Here is a 21,454-nt window from a genome sequence, read left to right on the forward strand (position 1 = left end):
CGGGTGCTTCAAGTCGATTACGCCGCTGAAGAGCTTCCCTTTGGCCTTGAATGGCTTGGCGTGTAGCGTCCGTTTCCACCCATCTGACGACGCTTTCACCGAGCTATCGCTGCGCCAAGAGCGGACTGTCAGTCAACGACCCGATTGCTGAAATAGAGTTGATTTCCGCACCTTCGAGTTTCATTCTTTGTAATGTTAGACCAATCAGGTAGGATCCGTCTCCACTTTCGCTATGCGCAAGCTGTTGTGGAAAGACTTGAGTGGCCGCATATCTAGTTCGAGGACGATCGCGTGAGAGACCAAATTAAGGATCGGGACCTTTTATGGCTCATTCCCCTCTTTTGCTTGGTTCGGCTGTGGTTTTCGGCGGTCGATCTAGCTTTTGCGATCGTTGAGACTCTTAGCGGACGTAAAAGACATTCGCGCGATACCTAGTGAACCTAAAGCCCGATGCAGAGACCGCGTGGACGGGAACGTGTCCATTCGATAATGTAGGGCTTCAAGAAGGCATAACCCGATTTCAAGAAGGCATAACCCGATGGGTGCGCTTCGGCGAATGTTGTCGTTCGGATCAATTGTTGTCTATGAAATTGAACGATGACAACCGTTTGGAAAATTCTTCCTCATTTTGAGCAGTACGAGGTCAGCAACGACGCTGAAATTCGTCGCATAGAAACCCAACGGATTAAAGCCCAAACACTGCATCCACACGGTCATCGCCTAGTGAACTTGTCGATGGCAGGTAAGTCCAGTGTGCGCTCAGTTCACAACCTCGTGGCGTCGGCGTTTCTGGGCGAACGAAAATCGAACGAGATCGTACGTTTTCTCGACGGAGATCGAGCGAATTGCCGCCTTTCAAATCTCGAGATCGTACCGAGAGCGCAGCACGTTCCTAAAGAGGGGGATCATAAGTCAAAGCTCTCACCTACCGATGTGCGGAGGATCAGAACGTTGCTTGAACATGGTGTGCCTGGACGCGCAATTGCGAAAGCTTTTGACGTGAGTGAGCCTACCATAAGCTTGATCAAGAGCGGTCGGAAATGGCCGGGACAGGATGATAAATGATCATCCTGCTTAGCCGAACTCTTGAAACCACGACAACGCAATAGCCGCAGTACGCCTTACCGAAATCATCTTGGGTTCTGATTAGTCGATGACAGCTTGGAAAAGAAAGGCGACGGTGTCGCCAGCGTCTAAAGCCGTTTGCGAAGCACGAATCTCGCCAGAGCCGAGATAGTGCGCTCCAGCTGGATCGGCTTCATCCGGGCCAGCGTTGTCATCGTCCTCAACCACGGTAGCATCACCACAAGCGCTACCCGATCGGATTGACCCAGGTACATAACTCATCCCAGTAGGAATCACGTCGCTCATCTGGATTACCGTCGCTCGCGTATCGCCAGTGTTTGAAGCTTCTAGACAATATTCGACTAGCGCCCCGGGTATGTTGAATTCCGTCGAACCTGCTGGAATTTCGTCGCCCAGGACCCGGCTCGTTTTGCTCAATGCGATAGTGGTGTCAGGGCGGCAGAAAGTGATATCATGAAGGGCAATTCCTTGCTGGCCGGGATTAATAGGTGCCGCGGTATGATTGCCATACGTGATGATGATCCTATCGATCGGCTGGCTGAAGGTAACGACGACGTTCCCGAAGCTGGAATCACTATCGGAGGCGCCGTCACCATACGCACTATTTCCGATCACGTAGTTCGAATTGCCGTTTGTGAGCGTCGGAACAACATTTGCCCCTTGATACCGCCCTTCTACGGTTACGAGATCCGCAAACTGCCCCGGGTTGCTGTCGACATCGAATATTGTGAATTGCGCACCACGCATAATCGCGGGCAAGGTGATGGTCGTGACGGCGCGCCCAGCCCTGGAGGGCTGGTCTGCCACCTGCCCGAGCGAGAATTGAGTTGGGGATATACCCCCGGTGAACCCGTTTTGCCGCACTGGCGATTGTCCGCCGAATGTCGCGTTATTAAGCCACGCTCCGTCGGTCGTCACGTTGAACCCGATATTTCCGAGTGTTCCGAGCGCATAGGTGTTGTTCGTCGAGCCCGCCGTCCAGGCAACGGCGTCCCAATCGAACACGATCGATTGGTTTGGGCAGGTGAGCGCCGGTGCGACCCCCGCCGCACGAACCACGGTCACATAGAGATCCGACCGCACGAATGTTCCGTCGTCCGCAGTCGGGAAGAGATCGCAGATTTCCAGGCGCCAGGTGCCCGCCGCGCTCTGGCCATTGAACGCCGAGAGGGCTGCCCTGGGACGAAATGTGTTTTGGTAAGGCGGCGCAGAGGTCGAATGATTGCCCGTCGAACTGTCGCTGTTGACCAGCTGCGTGGCCGCATCGTCGAGCAGGACATTGAAATTGCCCCCTCTGACGTTGTTGGTGTCGCCATTTGTGAGGCGCACGCGGGTTCCGAGGGGAGATTGTAGAGTGAACTGCAGGTCGCCACGCCAACTATGTATAGCGAGAATGCCGATATTGATATCTGCGACGCTTCCAGTCGACGTCACAGTGAAATTGCGAATGAGAGGATTGGTGCAAGCGGTCGTTCCGTTGATCGTACCATTCGTCGTATTGGAAAATGTAGAGGAAACCTGAGCCGCCACCGGGGTAGCGTTCAGCATCATCGCAAGGCCGAGAACCAACAGTGCGATGCAGTATCTGGCCCCACTGCGCACTTTGTCCGTCAGTGCAGCGCAACGCCTGGCTGGTTTGCAACTGATCATCGAGAGAATATTCATCGGCCCAAACCCAGAAAGCTGAAGCTGTCGGCATCGAACTTCAGGCGGAAGCTGGCGTAAAGGCCCTCGTCGGTGTTGCGCGCGGCGCTGAAGTCATCGTCGCGGAAGCCGGACACGTTGTAGCCGACGCTCAGTAGCATGTCGTCCGCCGGAACGAAGCCGATTTCCGGGCCGAATGCGAAGCTGGTGTAGCCATCATTGAGGCCGCTGCGCACAGTCGCGCGCCCGCCGACTTCGAAGCGATCGCCGATGCCGATGCGGGCATCCAGTCCGCCAAGCAGCGTCCAGCCCGACGCGTCGTAGCCTTCGAAGCTGTCGAAATTGTATCGCGTGCCGACGAACACGCCGATTTCGGTGCGCTGGAAAAGTCCGCCATCGTCTTCGTCGTAGCCGCGCGGCGACCAATTCGTCGAGAGGCTGCCGATGAGACGGCGCGATTTGGCCTCGCCATCCACAGTCAGGGCCGTGCGTCCGGCAGGCCCGGTCTCGCCTGCGACGGCGCCGCGAACTTCGTCGCTGCGATATTCGAGCTTGGCGAGGAAAGCGAAAGGCGATTCGTCCGGGCGGTGGGCGATCGCGATGGCGCCGTCCATGATCTCGCTCATCGCACCGAAATCGTCTTCGGCATTGGTCCAGGTAAAGCCGGAGCCAACTACACTGCCTTCACCGAGCTGGCGGATAGCGCCGAAAGTTACGCCTTTGCGATCGGCCTGTTCGCCATCGCGATACTCGCCTCGGAAGTTGGCAGCCCAGCGATCCTTGCGCCAGGTTGCGCCGGCGGTGACGGCGACAAAGTCCTCGAACAGCTGACCGTCCTGGTCGAGATGACCGCCGCTAGCGACGGGGTGAAGCGGGTTGATCACCTTGCTCGGATCGACGCCGCCGATCTGCCGGTTTCCATCGACGGTGAAGTCGACCGTGAGATTGCTGGTCACAGGCAGGCTCTGCGCCAGACCGAAGGCAGCGAAAGAGCGCGGGCCGTATTCGGAGATCGTCTGCTGGCCCAATGTGCCGGTAACGCGTGCGCCGGTCCACGGAGCAAGCTCGATGCCGCCCTGCACGGTGCGCGCGTCGATCGCTTCGCCCTCGGCAATCTCGTAACTACCGATCAGGCGAATGGCATTCGTCACGGCATAGCGCGCGCCGAAGCGGTGGCGGGTCGGAAGATCGATGGAGTCCGTGTTCTCCAGCGCGATGCCGGTGCTGGCGTTCAATTCCAGCCGGTTGTCGAGTAAGCGCTGGCTGGCACCAGCTTCGAGCACGGTCGACGAACCGGTCGTGCCGTCCTGGAACCGGTCGGAGAAATGGGCGATGCCGAGGCGCAGGTCGGTTGCTTGCGAACGCCAGGCCGCCTGTACCTGAACCGCATTGCGGCGTGCTGCGTCGGTCAGGCTGTCGTCGCGCCAGGCACTGCCGGTCACGCTGAGATCCTCGGTGATCGAATAGCGTGCATCGACACCCACTTTGGTGCGCCCACGCTCGACGGCGTTCTGCTGTTCGACGCCGTAACCTTCCTCGATGCTGCGGGCATAGGCCAGGACGTCGGCCTTGCCGGTGTGATGTTCAGCCTCGACCTGCCAGGCAGCCTTGGTTACGCCGTCGCTACGGCTCGCCCCGATTTCGGCGCGAACTTCCGTTGCTGCGCCGATCCGTGCGCGCACATCTGCGGCGACGATTTCGGTGCGCGGGCCATCGCCCTTGTCGGTAATCGCGCTAGTGCCGATGCGCAGGTTGCCGTCTGCCACGGTAACATCGGCGCGAACGCCGGCGTTGAGTTCGCCCGACGAGGTCAGCTGGTCGATCTCGTAATCTATGACGATGAACTGCGGGTTGAGATCGAAATCGCGGCTCAGGACCGGCTGGGTAAAGGTGATCGTGCCCGACAGGATGTCGATGTCATAATCGACGAAGCGCTCGAGTTCGCGGCGTTCGACGATGACTTCAGAACGGAAGCGGTCGCGCGTTTCGATGGCGACGCGTTCCGAATTGATGACGATCGCGCGGCTGGACAGACGATAGGGGCCCGACAGACCGTTGCCCTGGATCTCGTCACGGCGGAAGCGGGTTTCGGTTTCGGCTGCAAAGCCCTGGACGTGCAGCTTTCCGAACCGGCCTTCCGCTTTCACGCCGGTCGCGGCGCGATCGTAACGGGCGAGGTCGGTCTGGTCGAAGCCCGTGCGGAAGTCGCCGTAGATTGCGTAGAAGGTCTCGGTCTCGACGCGGACGTACAGCTTGCCGCGGCTGGCGGCATCGAAGCGGCGCGTGGAGCCATCGCCATATACGGTGTAATAGGCGTTGGGATCGATCGTGCCTTCAAGGCGCTGCTCTTCGCGCTGCTTGGCGCTGTCATAGGCGGCGGTGACGAGGAACTTACCGAGCACGCGGCCCTTGGCGTACAGTGCAACGCGGGCCTTGTCGCCAAGATCGCTGTCGAAGCGGCCGGTGCGCTGCATGTTGTCCGCCACGGTACGCGCGCCGGCGGAGCCTTCGGCCAGGCCGACGACCGTCCAGGGCTGGTCGCCCGGCACCATCCAGCCTTCGATTTCCTGAGTGCGCGTGATCTGGCGGTCGGTAAAGCTGAACTGCAGATGCAGGGGGCCGCTAACCATCGTCGACGCCAGTTCGATCAAGGCTACGCCGTCATCGCCTTCGACCGTCCAGGTCGGCGATGCGCCGCCAAGGCCGGTCAGCTGGCGCAGCTGCATTGCTTCGATCGCCTGCGCGCTCTCGTAGGGCGCATTGATGGCAACGCTGCCGCTGACGCCGCTGCGAACCGGGCGGCCCTTACGGTCGGTGATACGCACCGCGATCACCGGCTTGTTTTCGCCGTCGGCTACCAGCCGCGAGCGAGCGTCGATGAGTTCGGCCTTGGCGGGGGCGGCGGCGAAATTGACGCTACGCTCCAGCGCGGCAATTTCTTCGCCGTTCGCCGACAGGACACGCGCAGTCAGGCTAGTGAGCTCGGATTTCAGGGCAACGCCGCGCCAGACGCTCACCGCATAATTGCCATCGGCAGGCTTCTTCACGCCATCGAAAGCCAGCGGATCGACGCGCTCTCCATTGGCTGACAGCTCGACCTTCTCGCCGACCTCATGGCGGATTGCCACACGAACCGCAGGAGCGCGCGGGTTGTGGCCGACTTCCGGGAAAAGGAATTCGGTCGGGCCGTCACCGACAGCAGCCCAATCAATGTCGGCACCGGCCGCAGCAGCATCCTCGAGCGGGGCCTCGTCGCCTTCGGGGGAGGGCGGAGCCCATTCCGCAGGCAGTGTCGCATGGAAATCCGCGACTACGAGGCTGCCGCCCTGGCCACGCACGAAGCGCGAGTTCGTCGCCCCCGCATTGGCCGTCGAGCGGCTGCAGTCTACAAATTCGCCGCCCTCGGGAAGGGTCTGCTCTTGCGCCTGGACCACATGCGTGCCGGGCATCAGCCCCTCGAAGTGATAGCGGCCGTCGCGGTCGGTAATGGCGAAGCTGCCGTCCTCGAGCATGACGCGCACGCCCGGGATCCCGCGGCGGCCATCCTGTAGCAGGCAGTCGCCTTCGGTGATCCGTCCGATCAGCGTCATGCGATCGGCAATGATGTCGCGTTCCACCCGCAGGCTGGCCGTGGCCGTGGTTACGTCTCCGCGACTGTCGATGATGTCTGCCCGGTTTTCGATCACACCGGGAGGCGCATCGGCGCGGATGGTCATGGCATATGTTGCGCGGCGGCTCTCTCCGGCAGGAATGTCACCGAACGCGATCTCGAGTTCGCGACCGTCCGGGCTGACGGTGACCCGATCATCAGCCTCTTCGCCATCGATGCGGATACTGTCACGGCGCAGGCGCAACCAGGGGGAGGGTGTATCGGTAACGACCACATCGCGTTTTGCGCCGATCGTATCCGGATTGGAGACCGTGACGACATAAAACACGACATCTCCCGGCGCGGCAATCTGGCGCGACGCGGTCTTAGTGATGTCGAGTGTAACCAGCGGACGATCAAGCGGGATATCGAACTCTACCGGGCCCCCGTCGGCCAGGGTAAAGGCGTTCGAATAAGAGCCGTCGGTGATGATGTAGCTTTCGCCATCGGGACGATTGAAGGGCGCGAGTTCCGCCGGTGTCGCCTCCGACGGAGCGGTGTAGGGCGCAGGCGGCTGAACCAGCAGGCTATAGGTTCCGGCCGCGAGCACCGGGAAGCGGTACTCACCTGGCGCCAGCGGGAAGGCGCCGTCATCGGCCAGGGGAATCGTGCTGCCGCTGACCACAGTCGAGGGCCAAGGCGACACGCCATCGTCGGCGTAAACGGTCGCTGGCTGGCCGGTCGCGGTGTCGATGATCGTCACACGCGCCCCATTCACCAAATTTCCGTCTTGGCTGTCGAAAACATAACCAAACGGGTTCGATATGGCAGCGACCATTGTCGAGACGATCGGATCGCCGGTCGGACCGGGGTACGAAATCGTGATATCGTCGCCGGAGCGAAGCGAGAGTGCGCAATCGCCCTGGACCGGCGCTGGTGGAACGAATGTCGTGGGAATTGCACCGACGAACTCGCCTGTGTTCTCGCCGGTTTCGAAGATCGTCAGCCGCTCTTCGTCGCCGGACTGGGCGGAGATCACAACCTCGATGGAATCGATGGCGGAGGTGTCGCGATTGGCTCTCCGGGCGTTGATGCTGAAAAACAGCGTCTGACCGATGCGAATTTCATTAGTGGCTTCGAGCGCAACCGGCTCGGCCGTCGCCGCACCGCCGGTCATGAACGACATGTCGATCGGCGCTCCGCCGCATAGCGACGGAGATAACGGGTACTGCACGCCTCCGGTGGGCGAAGGCACGAATGTGCCGATTGTCACCGGGGTATCGTCGATTTCCAGAGCAACTTCGTTGGAAGTCGTCGCGCCCGGAAGATCGCCGCTGCGCCAGCTGGCTTCGGCGATATTGGTAATTACACGGACTGCGTCGGCAGTCTGGGCATAGGCCGGAACCAGCACGAAAAGCAGCAGCATTCCGAGGAATGCCACTGCCTTTCGCGAGAGGTTCAGGTCGATGACCATGATCCAGAAGCCGTCAGTCGATGATGGCCTGGAAGATCAATGTGCGGGTCTCGCCCGCTGCGATGTCATCGAGCGTACCGGACACTGTCGGATCCGCATAGGATCCAGTGCCCGTAGCGCCCGCAACGTCGCAGCTGGTGCTGTTCGTGCTGACCGGGAAGTTGGCGTCCGTGTAGGTGAGGCCAGTCGGCACATCGTCGGTTACGTTCACGCCGGTGGCAGTCGCACTGCCAGCTGCGTTGGTTACCGAGATGCAGTACTGGATGGTCGCACCGGGGATTGCCTTGGGATTGGTCGTCCCGCTCACCGGATCCTCGATCACCGAGCTGATCTTGGTCACGGTCAGCGCTGCTGCCGACACGACATAATCGTCCGCTGCCGAGAATGCGCCATCGTATTGCGCGTCGGTTTCGCCAGCGCCATCGGCCAGCACCGTATCGACCGCATCGACGGTGTTGGTCGCCGAAGTGGCGAGCAACGCGCCCTGCGATCCTGCGGTCCCGCCAGCATACGCCGTTGCCGTGAGGATCACGGTCGCGACGTCGCCGGTAACCTGATCGATCGGAACGTCCGACACGACGAAGATGGTGCGGGTCTCATCGGGTGCAAGTTCGTCGATATAGGTGACGGCAACTTCGTCCGTCCAATCGCCGTCACCGTCGGTATCGACGTAGATCAGGGTGTTTGTCGTATCGAAATTGTCGGTCCCGCCGAATGCGCCGGCGCCGCCCCCCTGTTGATCGACAGTCAGACCGAAATCGGCCGTGTCGTTCGACAGGTTGGTCACCTGGAAGGTGGTGATCTGCTGCGTCGAGCCGGGTGACACGACCGTCTGCGTGCCGCCGACTTCGGCGACCGTCAGGTCGATCTTGCGGTCGACGACGAACTCGTCGGTCGCTTCCTGGTCATTCTGCGTGACGCCGCCGACCTGATAGGACACCGAAACGGTGTTCTGAATGGTCGTGCCGGCATCGGTCCCCGCGGCCAGGGCCGGGGAGGCGCCGAGAGCGATGAGCGGTACTATGCTCACCGCACCCAGCAATCTGCTGGTACGTTTCATGGTCTCGAACCCTCTGTTGTAATGGTCGCACTTGTCAGCGCCCGCGACCTGCGGCGCGTTTCCTCCGCCGGTTAGCGGACGATCCCGTAGTAGCTGAGTTCACCGTTCTCGCCCGGCGCGACCTGTGCCAGGACCCACCGGATGTGCGTGACGTCGGACAGTTCCGCAGGCCGCCGACCAGCGTCGGCATCCGGAACGGCGAGGCGATCGAGCGCGGCGAAGGTTTCCCCTCCATCGACCGACACTTCGAAGCTTTCGTCGAGCTCGGCGAGCCGGACTGCCGAAGGCAGTGGATTCGTCACGACGAAATTTTCCGCCGGCGCGCTTCCGCCGTTCGCATAGCTGGTTGTGAACAGGAGGCGATCGCCCGGAACCACGCCCTCGGGGGCGGCCAGAGTCGTGCGTGATTGCCCGTTTTCGACCGTGGTGCGCTCGACTTTGACATCGCTCGAAAGAGCTACGTCGTTCTGCGCAGCGGCGGGTGCGGAAAAGCCCAGGGCCATGCAGGCCAGACCGAAGCTAAGTGCGACTTTCTTGTTCATCATCATGTCCTTGCGGTCGAATTAGTCGACGACGACGTCGAAGGTGACGGTGTAGTCGTTGCCGGAGGTCACGGTCCCGACATCGACGCTGATGCCCGTTGCGCTCGCTTCGCCCGCATCGGCGTCGGCAGCGTCGGTCAGTGCCGCACCGTCGAGCGTCAGGGTGCCGGCTTCATAGGAAGTGAAGGTCGGGAGATCGTCGGTAATCACGAAGTTGTCGAACGACCCTGTGCCGGTGACTTCCGCCACAATGGTAAAGGTCACGATCGCGCCCGGAACCGCTTCGGTGCCGCCGAAGGGATCGGCGACAATCGCCGATTTCACCAGCGAGACCTGGGCTACACGAGCGATCAGCGAGCCGTCTGCATCGGCATCCGCATTGGTGAGGCCGACAACGGCATCGCTGCCGCCTTCGCCCTGGCCCGTGAACGTCGTACCCGGTGCGCCGGTGCCGGTAACCGCTTCAGCCAGCAGATTGACGTCGCTGGTTTCCCCGTCGGTCAGGCCGCCAGGCGACGAGACGATAACGAAGATCGTGATGGCCTCGTCCGGATCGAGCAGCGGTGTCGGATCGCCGGCCGAAATGACGATGTCGACGCCTTCTTCATAGATGCCGTCGCCGTCGTCGTAGACGATCGCGTCGATCGTGACATCGAAGTCGTTACCGGTGCGTCCCGGATCGGCGGTGAGGTTGAAAGCTTCCGGGCCGTTGCCGGTATTGGTTACTTCGAAGGTGAGGACAGCAGTTCCATTCCCAACTGGGACTGCGCTGCCGTCCTGCCAGGTTGTCGTAACGTTGAGCAGCTCGTCGACCTGGACCTCGACGGTATTCGACGTGACCGTGCGCGGCGTCGAGCCGCCATCGTCATATGACGCGGTCGCGGTATTCTCGATGATAGAGCCTGCGGGCACGCCATCGGCGAGTGCGGGCGAGGCAGCAAGGAGGGTGGCAAGGGCCAGCGTGCTGGCAGCGAGCTGATGGCGATGGTTCTTCATGTCGCATACAGTGCACGACAATGGTAAACGAACCGTTAGAAACTAAGCATTTCTACCTAGGGACTAGTTCAACCATTCTTAAACGATCATGCTGGCCCTATGTTTGGTGCATCAATAGACGTCTCGTGGCCCTTCCATAGCTTACTACTATTGGTTCTGTTTTGCGCGTGATGATCTTTCAGCCTGCTACTCCATAGCAAATAGTTGAGAACACCTTTCTCTACCCTGCGATAAGCAGCTTATATGTGAGACGAACTCGAAGCGGTCGATCAGGCCTGCCGAGCGACCGCTTTTGGGCTAGTTTTCAGTCCGTTAGATTAGTGGCAAGGCGTCAATTTGTATGCGTAGAACTCGCGGCGCACCGGTTCTACGCTGGCACGAAATCACATTAAGTCAGCCCGAACGAACTGTCGTTTGCAATGGTGACTTGTTCGTGGGCCGTGCGTCCCTTCAGACGTTTGAGTAATTGCTGACGGTCAGCTTGCTAGAGCCGCCAATTCGCACGTTAGTGACCGTATTGAAGATGCGTAGCTGACCAGCAGCTGACTCCAGAAGCTGTCCGACGCATTTCGGGCCGTCAGCAGACTGTTCGGCCCGAGGCGGGAATAGCCATGAACGGACCGTCACCTCATAGTCGCGCAAGGGCCACGCCAACACGTCGAACAAGAAGGATTTCGTACGAAATTGATCCTACATATATTTCATGCATCCCCCCGAACCGAGCAATCTGGCTGCGAAATATCTAGTCGACGACATGCCTGGTGCGCGTGCTCGCGGGATCCGGTCACACGGTATTCTCATGAAAATCGAAGCAGGGGGCGCGGTTAGCGAGTTGGCCCAAGCCTACCTCGTGATGACCCAACTGCATTGCCTTCATTCGTTTGTTGTCGGCCGCACCGACTTCGAGACCTTCCGACGCGATGCGGTCATCGAGCGCGCCCATCGCATGGATACTGCTGAGATTAGTGCTGTAGAAGCGGCTGCCAAGGAAGCCAGGCGCAAAGACGAGCTCGCTAGGGCTAGCGCCGCGTTCTTTGCCGACCCGGCTTATAGGCGCAGGCAAGAGTCCAAGCAGCTCAGGCGAAAATTCAATCTGAATTACATCGACCCAGAGCACTACCCACGAGCCATGCGGATGCTGCAGGCCTTGTCGAGAGGGAAAAGACTCAAGCAAGTCGACGTATTGTGGCTACAAACGGAGGTCGAGGAATGGTGGACCGACGAGGTCGCATCCGCGTGGCATCTGGTTGAAGCCGAAGTCCACACCGCTGCCTGGCGCAAGACCCGCGATCCTTGGGATGCAATCTATGCCAGTAGTCACTGGCGTAAGGGCAACCGCGCCGAATTCGCAATTTCTCTCACCGGCGAAGCGCTCGCCGCGATGGGCATGGCAGAACCCAAGGTACGATCGGCCTTGGCAACGACCCGGGCCGCAGCTTTGAGAGCAGTTGCCCGACTTACTGAGGCGAAAGCGTTGGCCGAACACGCGCATGCGTCAATGCCGGACGATTACAGACCCTGCACGCTGCTCGGCGCGATTCACATTGAAATAGGCGAATACGACGTTGGGCTCGATTGGGTTGAAAAGGCCGAACGGTTGGGAGCTGAAAAGGGGGCTGTCGACCACGATATCAGGGCCTTGCTCGCTCGTATGCCCATCGCGCAGAGAAATCGCGTAGCAGGGCTCCTGATTGAGCAAGATCCTGAACGTTTTTCTTGGCTCAGATCAAAGCGAGACCCCGCCCACAGGTCCGTTCTTTCACGGTAGCTCACTTGGCCCCTACCCGCACGGTCGCCAAATCGCCTTGTAAAATTCAGGGGCCTCGTAGCGTTGAGGGCATGTGGGCCGAGAGCACGCTGTTCTATCGATGTGCTGCAAGCTCACAAGCCGACCGGCTAATTTTAAGTACGGACGAATGACGAACTGCGGCAGCTTATGCGTGAACGCCTGAATCATCCGCCCTGAGGAACTGGACTACTTCGTTTCCGCGACCTTGCTCAACGAATTGTCGCGCGGTCAGCCCACCAAACCCTGAAATTGGTTGCATGTCGTACCATTCCGTCGCTAGCACATCTGAAGCGAACCGGCACGCGATCATTGCCATGATATCCGCGCCTGTGACTTGGGTCATTTCGAACGGGGCCCGTATCGGCGGACCACACGCCGATTGACGATCGTTGACGATGAAAAGAGACCATTCGCTCGCGATAAGTCCTCACGAGTGACGTCACCTCGAGCCAAAGCTTGGGCATCGTCATCTCGCTGCGCCTGCTTTTCAGCTCGACGCTCAATAGGATCGAAGGGCAGCTTATCGTCCATCATAAGATAGTGACTTAATTTGAGATGAGACGCAAATCCGTGATTGGATGTCAAGTTGTCAGCTTTTGGGCCTATTCCGTTGAAAAAGTCGCCGTTGGCGGCGTTGGTTTAGCGGTTTGGATCGACGGCGAGTGAGGTCGCTGCCTCTCTCAGGCGGCGGCGAGGCCCGGCGTGGGCCGCATCTTGGCCAGTTTCCGGAGGTTCTGGGCTGCGGCGGCGAGGTGGAACTCATCTTTTGCTCTGTTGGGACCGCGCAGACGCAAGCGGTCCAGCTTCAGGATCCGCTTGAGATGCGCAAAGAGCATCTCGACCTTCTTTCGCTGGCGGCGTGAGACAAGATAGGCGTCACTTTTGGAGATATCGCGTGCCCGGTCGCGTGCGCCTTCGTGGACCGAGCGCACGATCTTGCGGGTCGCCGTGCGGGGTGCGCAGCGCTGCTTGAGATTGCATGCCTGACAGTCCTTCTGGCTCGCACGGTAGCGGATGAAGCCATCGGCATTGGCCAGCGGGCGCGGGGCCTTGAAGTTGCGGTTGGATGGTCTCAGCCGCTTGCCGCCAGGGCAGAGGTAACTGTCGTCCTCGGCGTCATAGGTAAAGTCGGACCGCGCAAGAGTGCCGTCGCTGCGTGCAGACTTGTCGAACACGGGGATATGGGGCTCGATGCCCTTGTCCTCGACCAGCCATGCAAGGTTCGGCGCCGAGCCATAAGCAGTGTCGGCCACGAGCTTCTCGGGCCACAAGCCGAAGCGTTCCTGCGTTCGCTCGATCATCCTTCGCTGCGCAAGCACCTCGGCCTGCCGCACCGATGTCGTCGCCTCCACATCGACGATCACCGCGTGATCGAGGTCGATCAGATAGTTGGTGGAGTAGGAGTAGAAGGCCGCCTCGCGCGTCGCCGCAGTCCAGCGCGCCGCGGGATCGGTGAGGTTGATCCGCTTCGGCTCGACAGGCGTGGCTCCGCCGAAGGCTGCATCATCGAGGACCTCAAGATACTCAGCGACCGCACGACCGGCAGCTTCGGGCGGGAGCCCTTCTTCTCCCGGTACCGAACGCTGGCGGTGGACATCGGCGCGGATCAGGCTCGCATCGACCGCGAAGCCTTCTGCTCCCACCAGTCCTTCTCTCATGCAGCGCTCGACGGTCATCTCGAACAGCTTGCGCAGCAGGTCGCTGTCGCGGAACCGGCCGTGCCGGTTCTTGGAGAAGGTGGAGTGATCGGGCACCGACCCCTCGAGATCGAGCCGGCAGAACCAGCGATAGGCAAGGTTGAGGTGCACCTCCTCGCACAAGCGGCGCTCCGAGCGTATGCCCATGCAATAGCCAATGAGGAGCATCCGGATCATCAGTTCAGGATCAACCGAAGGTCGCCCGGTCGCGCTGTAGAACGGCTTCAGGTGCTCTCGGATACCCGTCAGATCGACGAACCGGTCAACCGAGCGCAGCAGGTGATCCTGGGGCACATGATCCTCAATGCGGAAGCTGTAGAACAGCGCCTCCTGCATCACCGTTCGCTCGCCCATCATCAGCAAATCTCCTGATTACGAAGATCACTGAATCAGCGGCTCGCCCTCTTCGCAAGAGGAGTTTTTCAACAGAATAGGGCCGCTTGCGGACTGTCCGCTTTTTTCGATCCGGGCTCGAAAGCTGACCTTTAGCTAGCAACCAATTGCGGACATTGCGGGATGGAATGCCGTGAATTATCCCAGAAAAACTGAAGCTCCGTCGTAACTCTCCACAAACTCGTCGTGTTAGGGCAGAGTTAACCATGTGGACGGTATCGCATTCGAGGGATTTTTCTATCTAGGCTGCCATGAACACGATACTAGTCGCCGACGACGAACCCCTGATGAGGGAGCTTCTGGAATTCCGCTTGGCCCAGCGGGATTATCACCCGGTCACTGCTGCTGACGGTCGCGAAGCGCTTGCTCGTCTCGAGGATTCATCGCCCGATGCGGTGGTCCTTGATGCCATGATGCCGGTGCACGATGGGTTCGAGGTGCTAAGGCGCATGCGCGCTTCATCCCAACACGCACATACGCCGGTAATCATGTTGACCGCCCGGCGGGGCGAGAAGGATATTGTTGAGGCGCTGGAGATCGGTGCCAGCGACTATCTCGTAAAGCCATTTATGCCCGAAGAACTACTCGCTCGTCTCGCGCGCTTGTTAAAGGATTAGTGACTTTGCGCACGCTCTTGGCAGGAATGCTTTTCGTTTCCTTGGCGAACGTTTCGGCATCAGCTCAGGACAGTCTCTATGATCGCGCTGTCACTGCGCGACTGGCGGACGATCCGGCGCTCGCGGCATCGCTTCTCGAAGACTGGCTTGCAGAGAAGCCCGAAGATGTCGATGCGCTCGTCCAGTACGGCTTCGCACTGCTGGCGTTAGGCAAGCTCGAAGACGCGGAATTCGCTTTCCAGAAAGTACTCCGACTGGCTCCGGAATACGCTGACGCTTCGCAGGGCTTGGCGCTCGTCGCGGAGCGCCGGGAGACCGAGCGCGCTGCGGGTCGCGGCTTCCTTCTCGTCGAAGGGGCCTTGAGCGATCCCGGCGATGGACAGGATGACTGGCAGGAGCTTGGCATGCTCGCGTCCCTCCCGGTCGGCGCCCGCACTACTCTCGATCTTGGCGGGACCTGGTATCGGCGCTTTGGTACAGAGGACGTGGAGCTTGGTGTACTCGCCACCCACAGGGCGACGGAAAACCTGTGGTTAAAGGCCGGAGCATCGGTGACCCCGAATGCGGATTTCCGCCCGACCACCGGCATCTCGGCAGGCTTCGATGTCAGGATCGCTTCCGGCACCGTCGCCAGTCTCGATGGCAGTTGGCAAAGCTATCCCGTGCAAGAGGTCTGGACCGTGAGGCCCGGCATTACCCAATATTTCGGCGGCGGTCGTTTCACTGCGTCTCTGCATGGTCGCATCGTCGCGGCCGATGGCGAAGACGTGCAGATCGGTGGCACCTTGCGTGCAGATTATATGCCAATCCCCCGTACCCGCCTGTTTATCGGTGCGGCGACCGGACCGGACACCGATCTCGGTGTGGTCCGCGATACCACCAGCATCTTCGCAGGGGGTGAACTGCCACTTACGCAGGATATCTCGCTCACCGGCAGTATCGCGCAAGAGTGGCGAGAGGATGGGTTCGACCGCACCGAGGGGCGGGTCGGGATCAAACTCTCGCTGTGACGACGTTGCGTGATCTTTGGGAGGTTTCTCTCGCGCTCTGCCTGCTAGCCATGGCCGCGCTGCTGCTGCTGCTGCTGGCACGGGTGATATCTGCGCGCTTGTTCGACCGCACGAGCGCGTCGCGACGGCGCCTGTTGCCACTGCTGCTTGACGGCGATCCCGCCGAACTGGAGCCACTCGGGAAGCGCGAACTCCAGACGGCTGCCGACCTGACGGTCGAGATCGCAGAGATGACGAGGGGCAGCGAGCGCGAAGCCCTGCTTGCCCGCGCAACGGCGCTTGGTGTGACGGATCTGCTGATTGTCCAGCTGCGCTCGCGTAAGGCCCAGTCACGCCTCAACGCGGTCGAGGCGCTTTCGATGTTCGAGGGTTCGCACGACCATGTGACCGGCGCACTGGACGACCGCAATCCGGATGTCAGGTTGACTGCCGCCCTGGCTTTGGCCCAGCACGCAAACGCACCGGCACCACTCGATATCGTAAACAAGCTGAACGTGGGAGCGGAGGAAAATTCCCTGCTCCTCGTTTCGTTGATGGTCGATCTTGCCGAAACGGATTCAGAAGCTGTTGCTGGCCTCTTGTTCGAGAAAGACCTGTCCTACCGGGTCAAGGTCGCCGCGATGGATGCCCTTTCGCAGCGCGGCGGCGAATATGCTCCGCTGCTAGCGCACATGGCCCGCGACTCCGGCAACGAGCCAGATTTGCAACCCCGCATCTTCAGGGCCTTGGGCCGCACCGGTCATCCTGCGGGGGCGGAAGCCATTATGGAAGGACTATTGAGCGACAACTGGACAGTGCGCGCTGCGGCAGCCGAAGCGGTTGGCAACACACGGCTTGTGGCCGCCGCGGATCGCTTGTCCGCACTACTCAATGATCCCCATTATTGGGTGCGCTACCGCGCCAGCGAAGCCTTGCTGCGCATAGGTGCGCGCGGCGTCTCCGCCCTTCGAGACGCCAGCCAGAGCGAGGACCCGGTCGTGCGTTCGGCTGCTTCGAAGATGCTGGCAGAGGGTCGCGCATGACTTTCGATTTCGCCATTCCCGATCCTGCCGGGTGGATGGTCGCCTCGGCCGAGGCGATTGCTCTGGTGGTGATCGTTGCGGGTCTGCTGCAGATCGTCTTCTACTTCGTGCTGCTGCTCTATGCAGGGGCGGCACTCGGAACGCGGCCGCCTGTGCCACGCAGTGCAACGCTATGGCGGCGTTATTCCGAGCAGGCTCCAGCCATTTCGGTGCTGGCCCCTGCCTTCAACGAAGAACTCACTATCGTGGAAAGCACGCGCAGCCTGCTGGCTCTGCAATATCCCGATTTCGAAGTGATCGTGATCAACGACGGGTCTAAAGATGGCACGCTTGCCCGCCTGGTATCCGAATTTGGGCTGGAGCAGGTGGACCGGTTCGTCGATCGCAGCGTCGAACACGCCCCAATCCGCGGTTTCTACGCGTCGCCGCGTCTGCCCCGCCTGCTGGTGGTGGACAAGGAAAACGGCGGCAAAGCCGATGCCCTGAATGCAGGGATAAATTGCACCCGCACCGCGCTCTTCTGCGCCATCGACGCAGACTCCATTTTGGAGTCCGACGCCTTGCTGCGGGTTGTCCGCCCCTTCATCGACGAGCCTGACCTCACCATAGCGGCGGGAGGCACGATCCGTATTGCCAACGGTTGCAAGGTCGATTCCGGGCGCATCAGCGATATCAAGCTACCCCGCAACTTTCTCGCCCTGGTGCAGATCGTGGAATACCTCCGCGCCTTCCTCATGGCGCGGGTCGGTCTTGGCAAGATGCAGGCGCTCACGGTCATTTCGGGCGCTTTTGGCCTGTTCCGCCGCCGTCAGGTTGTCGAGGTCGGAGGCTACAGCCACGGCACGGTCGGCGAGGATATGGAACTGGTGCTTAAGCTCCATCGCCTGATGCGCGAAGCGAAGCGAGATTACCGCATCGATTTCATTGCCGAGCCGGTTTGCTGGACGGAATGCCCGGACACGCTGTCGGTGCTGGGCCGTCAACGCGCCCGATGGCAACGGGGTGCGCTTGAATGCTTCGTCAAGCACAAGGACATGCTGTTCAATCCGCGCTACGGCCGGATCGGTATCGTTGGCTTCGGTCATATCCTGCTGGTCGATGTTCTCGGGCCGTTGCTGGAGGTGCTGGGCTATATTCTCGTGCCACTGCTCTGGGCCCTTGGACTGCTGGCGCTGCCCTGGTTGCTCGCCTTCCTCGCGGTAACGTTCATGTTCGGCGTATCTCTCTCGATCGCAACGCTCGTGCTGGAGGAGATACAGCTACGCCGCTTTCCCAAGGCACGGGAACTGGCCATGTTGGCAGTTATCGCAGTGCTGGAGAATTTTGGCTACCGCCAGCTCTCGAACCTGTGGCGTCTCCAGGGCTGGTGGCAATTCATTCGCAAGCAGCAAAGCTGGGGCACGATGACCCGCAAGGGCTTCTCGACAAGCTAGTCCCGCAGATCGCGGAGCATGGCAGACAGCCGCTCTGCCGCGTCGAGGTAGTCTCCACCGGCCTCGACAATGTCTTCAAGCCGGGCAGCGGCTTCGCCGACCTGTGGCTGCCCGAACATTCCCGCGATACCTGCCAGCCTGTGCGCCTGGCTGGCGATTGCCTCCCGGTCGTCGGCGGCAATTGCAGCTTGCAACGCAGCTTCGTGTTCGCCGGCACGAGCCGCAAAACGCGCAGCCATTTGCGCCATCCTGATTTCCAGTTCTGCGCTCATCCAATCAGCTCGCGAACCTTGGACGAGAGCGTCATCGGGTCGAAGGGCTTGGCGATGACGCCTACGGCATCCATCGTGGAGAAGTTCTGCAATTCGCTGCGCTGGGCCCGCGCGGTCACGAAAATTACTGGCAGGTTGGCAAAGCGAGCGTCCTGCCTGAGATGGGTTAGCAAGGTCGGCCCGTCCATCTCCGGCATCATCACGTCGAGAAGCGCCGCATCGGGCATCCAGTCCTCGATCAGCGCCAGGGCTGCCGAACCCGACGCCGCGGTTCGCACATGGAACTGGGGATCGAGCTCCAGCGCCATCTCGGCGATCTCGCGAATGTCGGGTTCATCGTCGACATACAGGATATTCATCGCTGGGCCTCCTGCCGGCGCCTGATGACGAGATCGAGTGTTGCTTCGACAAGGTCGTCAACCGAGGCGCGGCTCTTGATCAAAGCCCGGTCAGCAACGCCGGTCTGGGCGCTATTGTCGAAGGCTGTGAAGAACAGCAAGGGCAATGCGGAGAACCTCTCCCGCAGTTCTCTGGCGAAATCGGCGCCGCTTTCTTCAACCAGAGAGACATCGATAATCGCCGCCGCCAGATCCTGGGAGGCAATCGCGGCGCGGGCATCGGCAACACTCTGGACGGAGATGACCCGTGCCTTGCCAGCAAACGTGCTCGCGACGACAGTCAGCGTATCGTCGTCATCATCCAGATGCAGCACAAGTGGCAGGTTTTCGTCGGTCTCAGGCGCGGCACCCACGTGCTGTTCCTGTGCGAGGGGAAGATCGGCATAGAAGACGCTGCCACCACCCTCGCGGTCAACGAAGCCTACCTCTCCTCCATGGTGTCGCGCGATCTCGCGCGTGATCGAAAGGCCAAGGCCTGTGCCTCCCTTCGCTCGCGAATTGGAGGCGTCTGCCATGGCGAACTTGCCGAAGATGCGGTCTCGGAAATCATCCGGAATACCGGCGCCCCGATCTCGCACCTCGATGCGCGCGTAACGACCGTGCATGTCGCCGACAATCTCTACCTTTTCGCCGGGCGGCGAATGTTTGATGGCATTGGAAACGAGGTTTGTGACCAGCTGCTCAAGACGGTCAGGATCGCCCATGATGCATTGCGGCCAAGGCGGCACGATTAGCTGGAGCTCCACTTCGTGCTTCTGTGCGAAGGCAGCCATTGCATCCTGGGTACGGCGCAGCAGTGGGACCACCTGCATCCGCCGGATATCGAACTCCATCTTGCCGGATTCGATCTTCTCGATGTCCAAGATGTCGTTGATAAGGCGGATCAGGCGTTCACAGTTGGCATGGGCGATGCCGATCAATCGGCGTGTTTTCTCCTCCAGCGGGCCTGCTGCGCCGCCCATCACCAGGCCAAGCGATCCGGCGATGGAGGTCAGCGGCGTGCGCAGCTCATGACTAACAGTGGAGACGAACTCGTCCTTCATTCGCTCGGCTCGCTTGCGATGAGAAATATCGCGGATCGAGGCAACGTATTGTGGCTCCCCCTCTTCTTCGAGACCGCGGGCAACGCGGCTGATGGCGACTTCGGTCTCGAATGTCGTGCCGTCCGCACGGCGACCGATGAATTCCTGCTTACGGCCGGCACCATTCTCTCCGGCGGTGCCAACCGTCGAAAGCCACGCTTGCGATTCGGATGGGGAGTAGTCGGTATCCATGAGAACGAGATTGTTGCGACCTAGCAGGTCCTTCTCGGCATAGCCGAACATGCGGCTGATGCTCGGGTTCATTCGCAGGATGTTGCCCTGGGCATCGAGCCACAGCATGCCGTCTACCCCGCCATCGAACATGGCCTTCTGACGCTTCGCCAATCGCTCCACTTGCGTCATGGCCTTTCGGCGTTCCCGAGAGGTTGAGAAGATTAGCAGCGAGGCAATCGCCAGCAGGACGGCAATGCCGGCCAGCAAAAGAGTGACGATTCTCTCGACATCGCGGCGCAGGATAGAGCCCGCCTCGGTCGATGCCGCGAGTGCATTCGCCTCCTTGGCATCCATCCTGGCGACGAGCGAACGGATCTCGTCCATCGTCACACGTCCTCGTCCGCTTGAAATCAACCGGCGCGCTTCTTCGATATTGCCGCTGCGCACGTCTTCCACGTTGCGGGTAGCTATCTCCAGCTTGGTGTCCGACAGCGCCAGCAATTCATCCAGTTCGGCAAGTCGGGCGGCGTCGGCATCCGCCCGCAGCCCTGCAAACAGAGAGTCGCGCCTGGGAATTGCGGCACTGTAAGGTTCGAGGAAATCCGGATCACCCGATAGTACGTAGCCGCGGACCGCTGTTTCAACATCGAGATGCAAGGTCAGAAACTGGGAGAGCAGAGACCGCGTCTCAACTGTCCGCTCGGACGTGACGCGATAATCGCGCACTTCCTTGAACTCGCCCAGGAGGAGGAAGTGCACTCCCAGAAGCGAAAGAGGCACGAGAAAGAACGCCAAGGCGAGTAGGAATCGGCGTAGACTGGAAGAGACTGGACGGAAAGGGGACATACGACGCCACAGGTAGCCTAAAATCCAAGAATTAGGGCAAAATAGTTGAATATCGCTGAACCGTTTCGCCAGTGTCTAATTATGGTCCTAGCGCGACACGAATTTTATCTGCGTGTCCGAGGAGCTAAGGAGTTGAGAGGGAATGTCTGAGATAAGGATGCCTAGCTACTATCGCTCTAGCATAAACCAACGGCAGCTTTCGGGCGACATTCGAGACCATGCGGATGGCCGCTATTAGGGCGCTTTGCCGACCGAAAAGATGGGGCCGAGAACAGACCGTCAGCAAAAAGTTTTTTCGAATTTTTGTTGCCGGATGAAGGGTTGCTAGCC

At 60.3% G+C, this 21,454-nt stretch carries 15 protein-coding genes; 6 read left to right on the top strand and 9 right to left on the bottom strand.

The features are described 5' to 3' along the window. Positions 1-597: 597 nt before the first annotated feature. Positions 598-1,065 carry an HNH endonuclease gene (locus ACSH0F_RS14355; RefSeq protein ID WP_435203791.1) on the top strand — a complete coding sequence of 156 codons (468 nt, stop codon included), beginning with the start codon at positions 598-600 and terminating at the stop codon, positions 1,063-1,065. An 81-nt stretch (positions 1,066-1,146) separates the two neighbouring features. On the opposite strand, the gene ACSH0F_RS14360 is transcribed toward ACSH0F_RS14355, so the two are convergent. From ACSH0F_RS14360 to ACSH0F_RS14380, 5 genes are all read right to left on the bottom strand, one after another. Beyond that, positions 1,147-2,751, bottom strand: coding sequence for a proprotein convertase P-domain-containing protein (locus tag ACSH0F_RS14360; RefSeq protein WP_435203792.1), 1,605 nt, complete (start codon positions 2,749-2,751; stop codon positions 1,147-1,149). Further along, a complete protein-coding gene (locus ACSH0F_RS14365) occupies positions 2,748-7,793 on the bottom strand; it encodes an isopeptide-forming domain-containing fimbrial protein (RefSeq protein WP_435203793.1) in 5,046 nt (1,681 codons plus the stop codon). The genes ACSH0F_RS14360 and ACSH0F_RS14365 overlap by 4 nt, the downstream gene beginning before the upstream one ends. 13 nt (positions 7,794-7,806) lie before the next feature. Continuing rightward, positions 7,807-8,853, bottom strand: a complete 1,047-nt coding sequence (locus ACSH0F_RS14370) for a hypothetical protein (protein WP_435203794.1) — start codon at positions 8,851-8,853, stop codon at positions 7,807-7,809. Between the two features lie 71 nt (positions 8,854-8,924). Next, positions 8,925-9,395: a hypothetical protein gene (locus ACSH0F_RS14375; protein WP_435203795.1), complete on the bottom strand. Its 471-nt coding sequence runs from the start codon at positions 9,393-9,395 to the stop codon at positions 8,925-8,927. Between the two features lie 21 nt (positions 9,396-9,416). Then, complete coding sequence (locus ACSH0F_RS14380; RefSeq protein ID WP_435203796.1) at positions 9,417-10,391, bottom strand: hypothetical protein; 975 nt, start codon at positions 10,389-10,391, stop codon at positions 9,417-9,419. 799 nt (positions 10,392-11,190) lie between these two features. Between ACSH0F_RS14380 and ACSH0F_RS14385 the strand changes: the two genes are divergently transcribed. After that, positions 11,191-12,159 carry a hypothetical protein gene (locus tag ACSH0F_RS14385; RefSeq protein ID WP_435203797.1) on the top strand — a complete coding sequence of 323 codons (969 nt, stop codon included), beginning with the start codon at positions 11,191-11,193 and terminating at the stop codon, positions 12,157-12,159. A 701-nt stretch (positions 12,160-12,860) separates the two neighbouring features. Here ACSH0F_RS14385 and ACSH0F_RS14390 read toward each other — a convergent pair. Beyond that, a complete protein-coding gene (locus ACSH0F_RS14390; RefSeq protein WP_435203798.1) occupies positions 12,861-14,234 on the bottom strand; it encodes a transposase in 1,374 nt (457 codons plus the stop codon). Positions 14,235-14,521: 287 nt separating this feature from the next. Here ACSH0F_RS14390 and ACSH0F_RS14395 point away from each other — a divergent pair, with 287 nt between their 5' ends. Genes ACSH0F_RS14395 through ACSH0F_RS14410 form a run of 4 tightly spaced genes read left to right on the top strand, consistent with a single transcriptional unit; the run spans position 14,522 to position 18,352 of the window. Beyond that, the gene (locus ACSH0F_RS14395) at positions 14,522-14,887 is read left to right on the top strand and encodes a response regulator transcription factor (protein ID WP_435203799.1); all 366 of its coding nucleotides are present in this window, start codon (positions 14,522-14,524) and stop codon (positions 14,885-14,887) included. Between the two features lie 41 nt (positions 14,888-14,928). Then, entirely contained in the window at positions 14,929-15,897 is a 969-nt protein-coding gene (locus tag ACSH0F_RS14400) for a YaiO family outer membrane beta-barrel protein (protein ID WP_435203800.1), read from the top strand. Between the two features lie 50 nt (positions 15,898-15,947). Then, positions 15,948-16,919, top strand: a complete 972-nt coding sequence (locus tag ACSH0F_RS14405) for a HEAT repeat domain-containing protein (RefSeq protein WP_435203801.1) — start codon at positions 15,948-15,950, stop codon at positions 16,917-16,919. Continuing rightward, the gene (locus ACSH0F_RS14410) at positions 16,916-18,352 is read left to right on the top strand and encodes a glycosyltransferase family 2 protein (protein WP_435203802.1); all 1,437 of its coding nucleotides are present in this window, start codon (positions 16,916-16,918) and stop codon (positions 18,350-18,352) included. Before ACSH0F_RS14405 ends, ACSH0F_RS14410 begins: the two co-directional genes overlap by 4 nt. On the opposite strand, the gene ACSH0F_RS14415 is transcribed toward ACSH0F_RS14410, so the two are convergent. Genes ACSH0F_RS14415 through ACSH0F_RS14425 form a run of 3 tightly spaced genes read right to left on the bottom strand, consistent with a single transcriptional unit; the run spans position 18,349 to position 21,073 of the window. Further along, entirely contained in the window at positions 18,349-18,624 is a 276-nt protein-coding gene (locus ACSH0F_RS14415; RefSeq protein ID WP_435203803.1) for an Hpt domain-containing protein, read from the bottom strand. The two genes, ACSH0F_RS14410 and ACSH0F_RS14415, sit on opposite strands and share 4 nt — an antisense overlap. Further along, entirely contained in the window at positions 18,621-18,983 is a 363-nt protein-coding gene (locus ACSH0F_RS14420) for a response regulator (RefSeq protein WP_435203804.1), read from the bottom strand. The genes ACSH0F_RS14415 and ACSH0F_RS14420 overlap by 4 nt, the downstream gene beginning before the upstream one ends. Further along, on the bottom strand, positions 18,980-21,073 hold the full coding sequence (locus ACSH0F_RS14425) for an ATP-binding protein (RefSeq protein ID WP_435203805.1): 2,094 nt from the start codon (positions 21,071-21,073) through the stop codon (positions 18,980-18,982). Before ACSH0F_RS14425 ends, ACSH0F_RS14420 begins: the two co-directional genes overlap by 4 nt. Positions 21,074-21,454: the final 381 nt, after the last annotated feature.

It is taken from the genome of Qipengyuania sp. 902, assembly GCF_051195295.1.
Classification (GTDB): domain Bacteria; phylum Pseudomonadota; class Alphaproteobacteria; order Sphingomonadales; family Sphingomonadaceae; genus Qipengyuania.

Excerpts from the sequence above, each read along its gene's own strand:
- ACSH0F_RS14355 (WP_435203791.1), top strand. The coding sequence starts at position 598 with ATGACAACCGTTTGGAAAATTCTTCCTCATTTTGAGCAGTACGAGGTC.
- ACSH0F_RS14360 (WP_435203792.1), bottom strand. The coding sequence starts at position 2,751 with ATGAATATTCTCTCGATGATCAGTTGCAAACCAGCCAGGCGTTGCGCT.
- ACSH0F_RS14365 (WP_435203793.1), bottom strand. The coding sequence starts at position 7,793 with ATGGTCATCGACCTGAACCTCTCGCGAAAGGCAGTGGCATTCCTCGGA.
- ACSH0F_RS14370 (WP_435203794.1), bottom strand. The coding sequence starts at position 8,853 with ATGAAACGTACCAGCAGATTGCTGGGTGCGGTGAGCATAGTACCGCTC.
- ACSH0F_RS14375 (WP_435203795.1), bottom strand. The coding sequence starts at position 9,395 with ATGAACAAGAAAGTCGCACTTAGCTTCGGTCTGGCCTGCATGGCCCTG.
- ACSH0F_RS14380 (WP_435203796.1), bottom strand. The coding sequence starts at position 10,391 with ATGAAGAACCATCGCCATCAGCTCGCTGCCAGCACGCTGGCCCTTGCC.
- ACSH0F_RS14385 (WP_435203797.1), top strand. The coding sequence starts at position 11,191 with ATGAAAATCGAAGCAGGGGGCGCGGTTAGCGAGTTGGCCCAAGCCTAC.
- ACSH0F_RS14390 (WP_435203798.1), bottom strand. The coding sequence starts at position 14,234 with ATGATGGGCGAGCGAACGGTGATGCAGGAGGCGCTGTTCTACAGCTTC.
- ACSH0F_RS14395 (WP_435203799.1), top strand. The coding sequence starts at position 14,522 with ATGAACACGATACTAGTCGCCGACGACGAACCCCTGATGAGGGAGCTT.
- ACSH0F_RS14405 (WP_435203801.1), top strand. The coding sequence starts at position 15,948 with ATGGCCGCGCTGCTGCTGCTGCTGCTGGCACGGGTGATATCTGCGCGC.
- ACSH0F_RS14410 (WP_435203802.1), top strand. The coding sequence starts at position 16,916 with ATGACTTTCGATTTCGCCATTCCCGATCCTGCCGGGTGGATGGTCGCC.
- ACSH0F_RS14415 (WP_435203803.1), bottom strand. The coding sequence starts at position 18,624 with ATGAGCGCAGAACTGGAAATCAGGATGGCGCAAATGGCTGCGCGTTTT.
- ACSH0F_RS14420 (WP_435203804.1), bottom strand. The coding sequence starts at position 18,983 with ATGAATATCCTGTATGTCGACGATGAACCCGACATTCGCGAGATCGCC.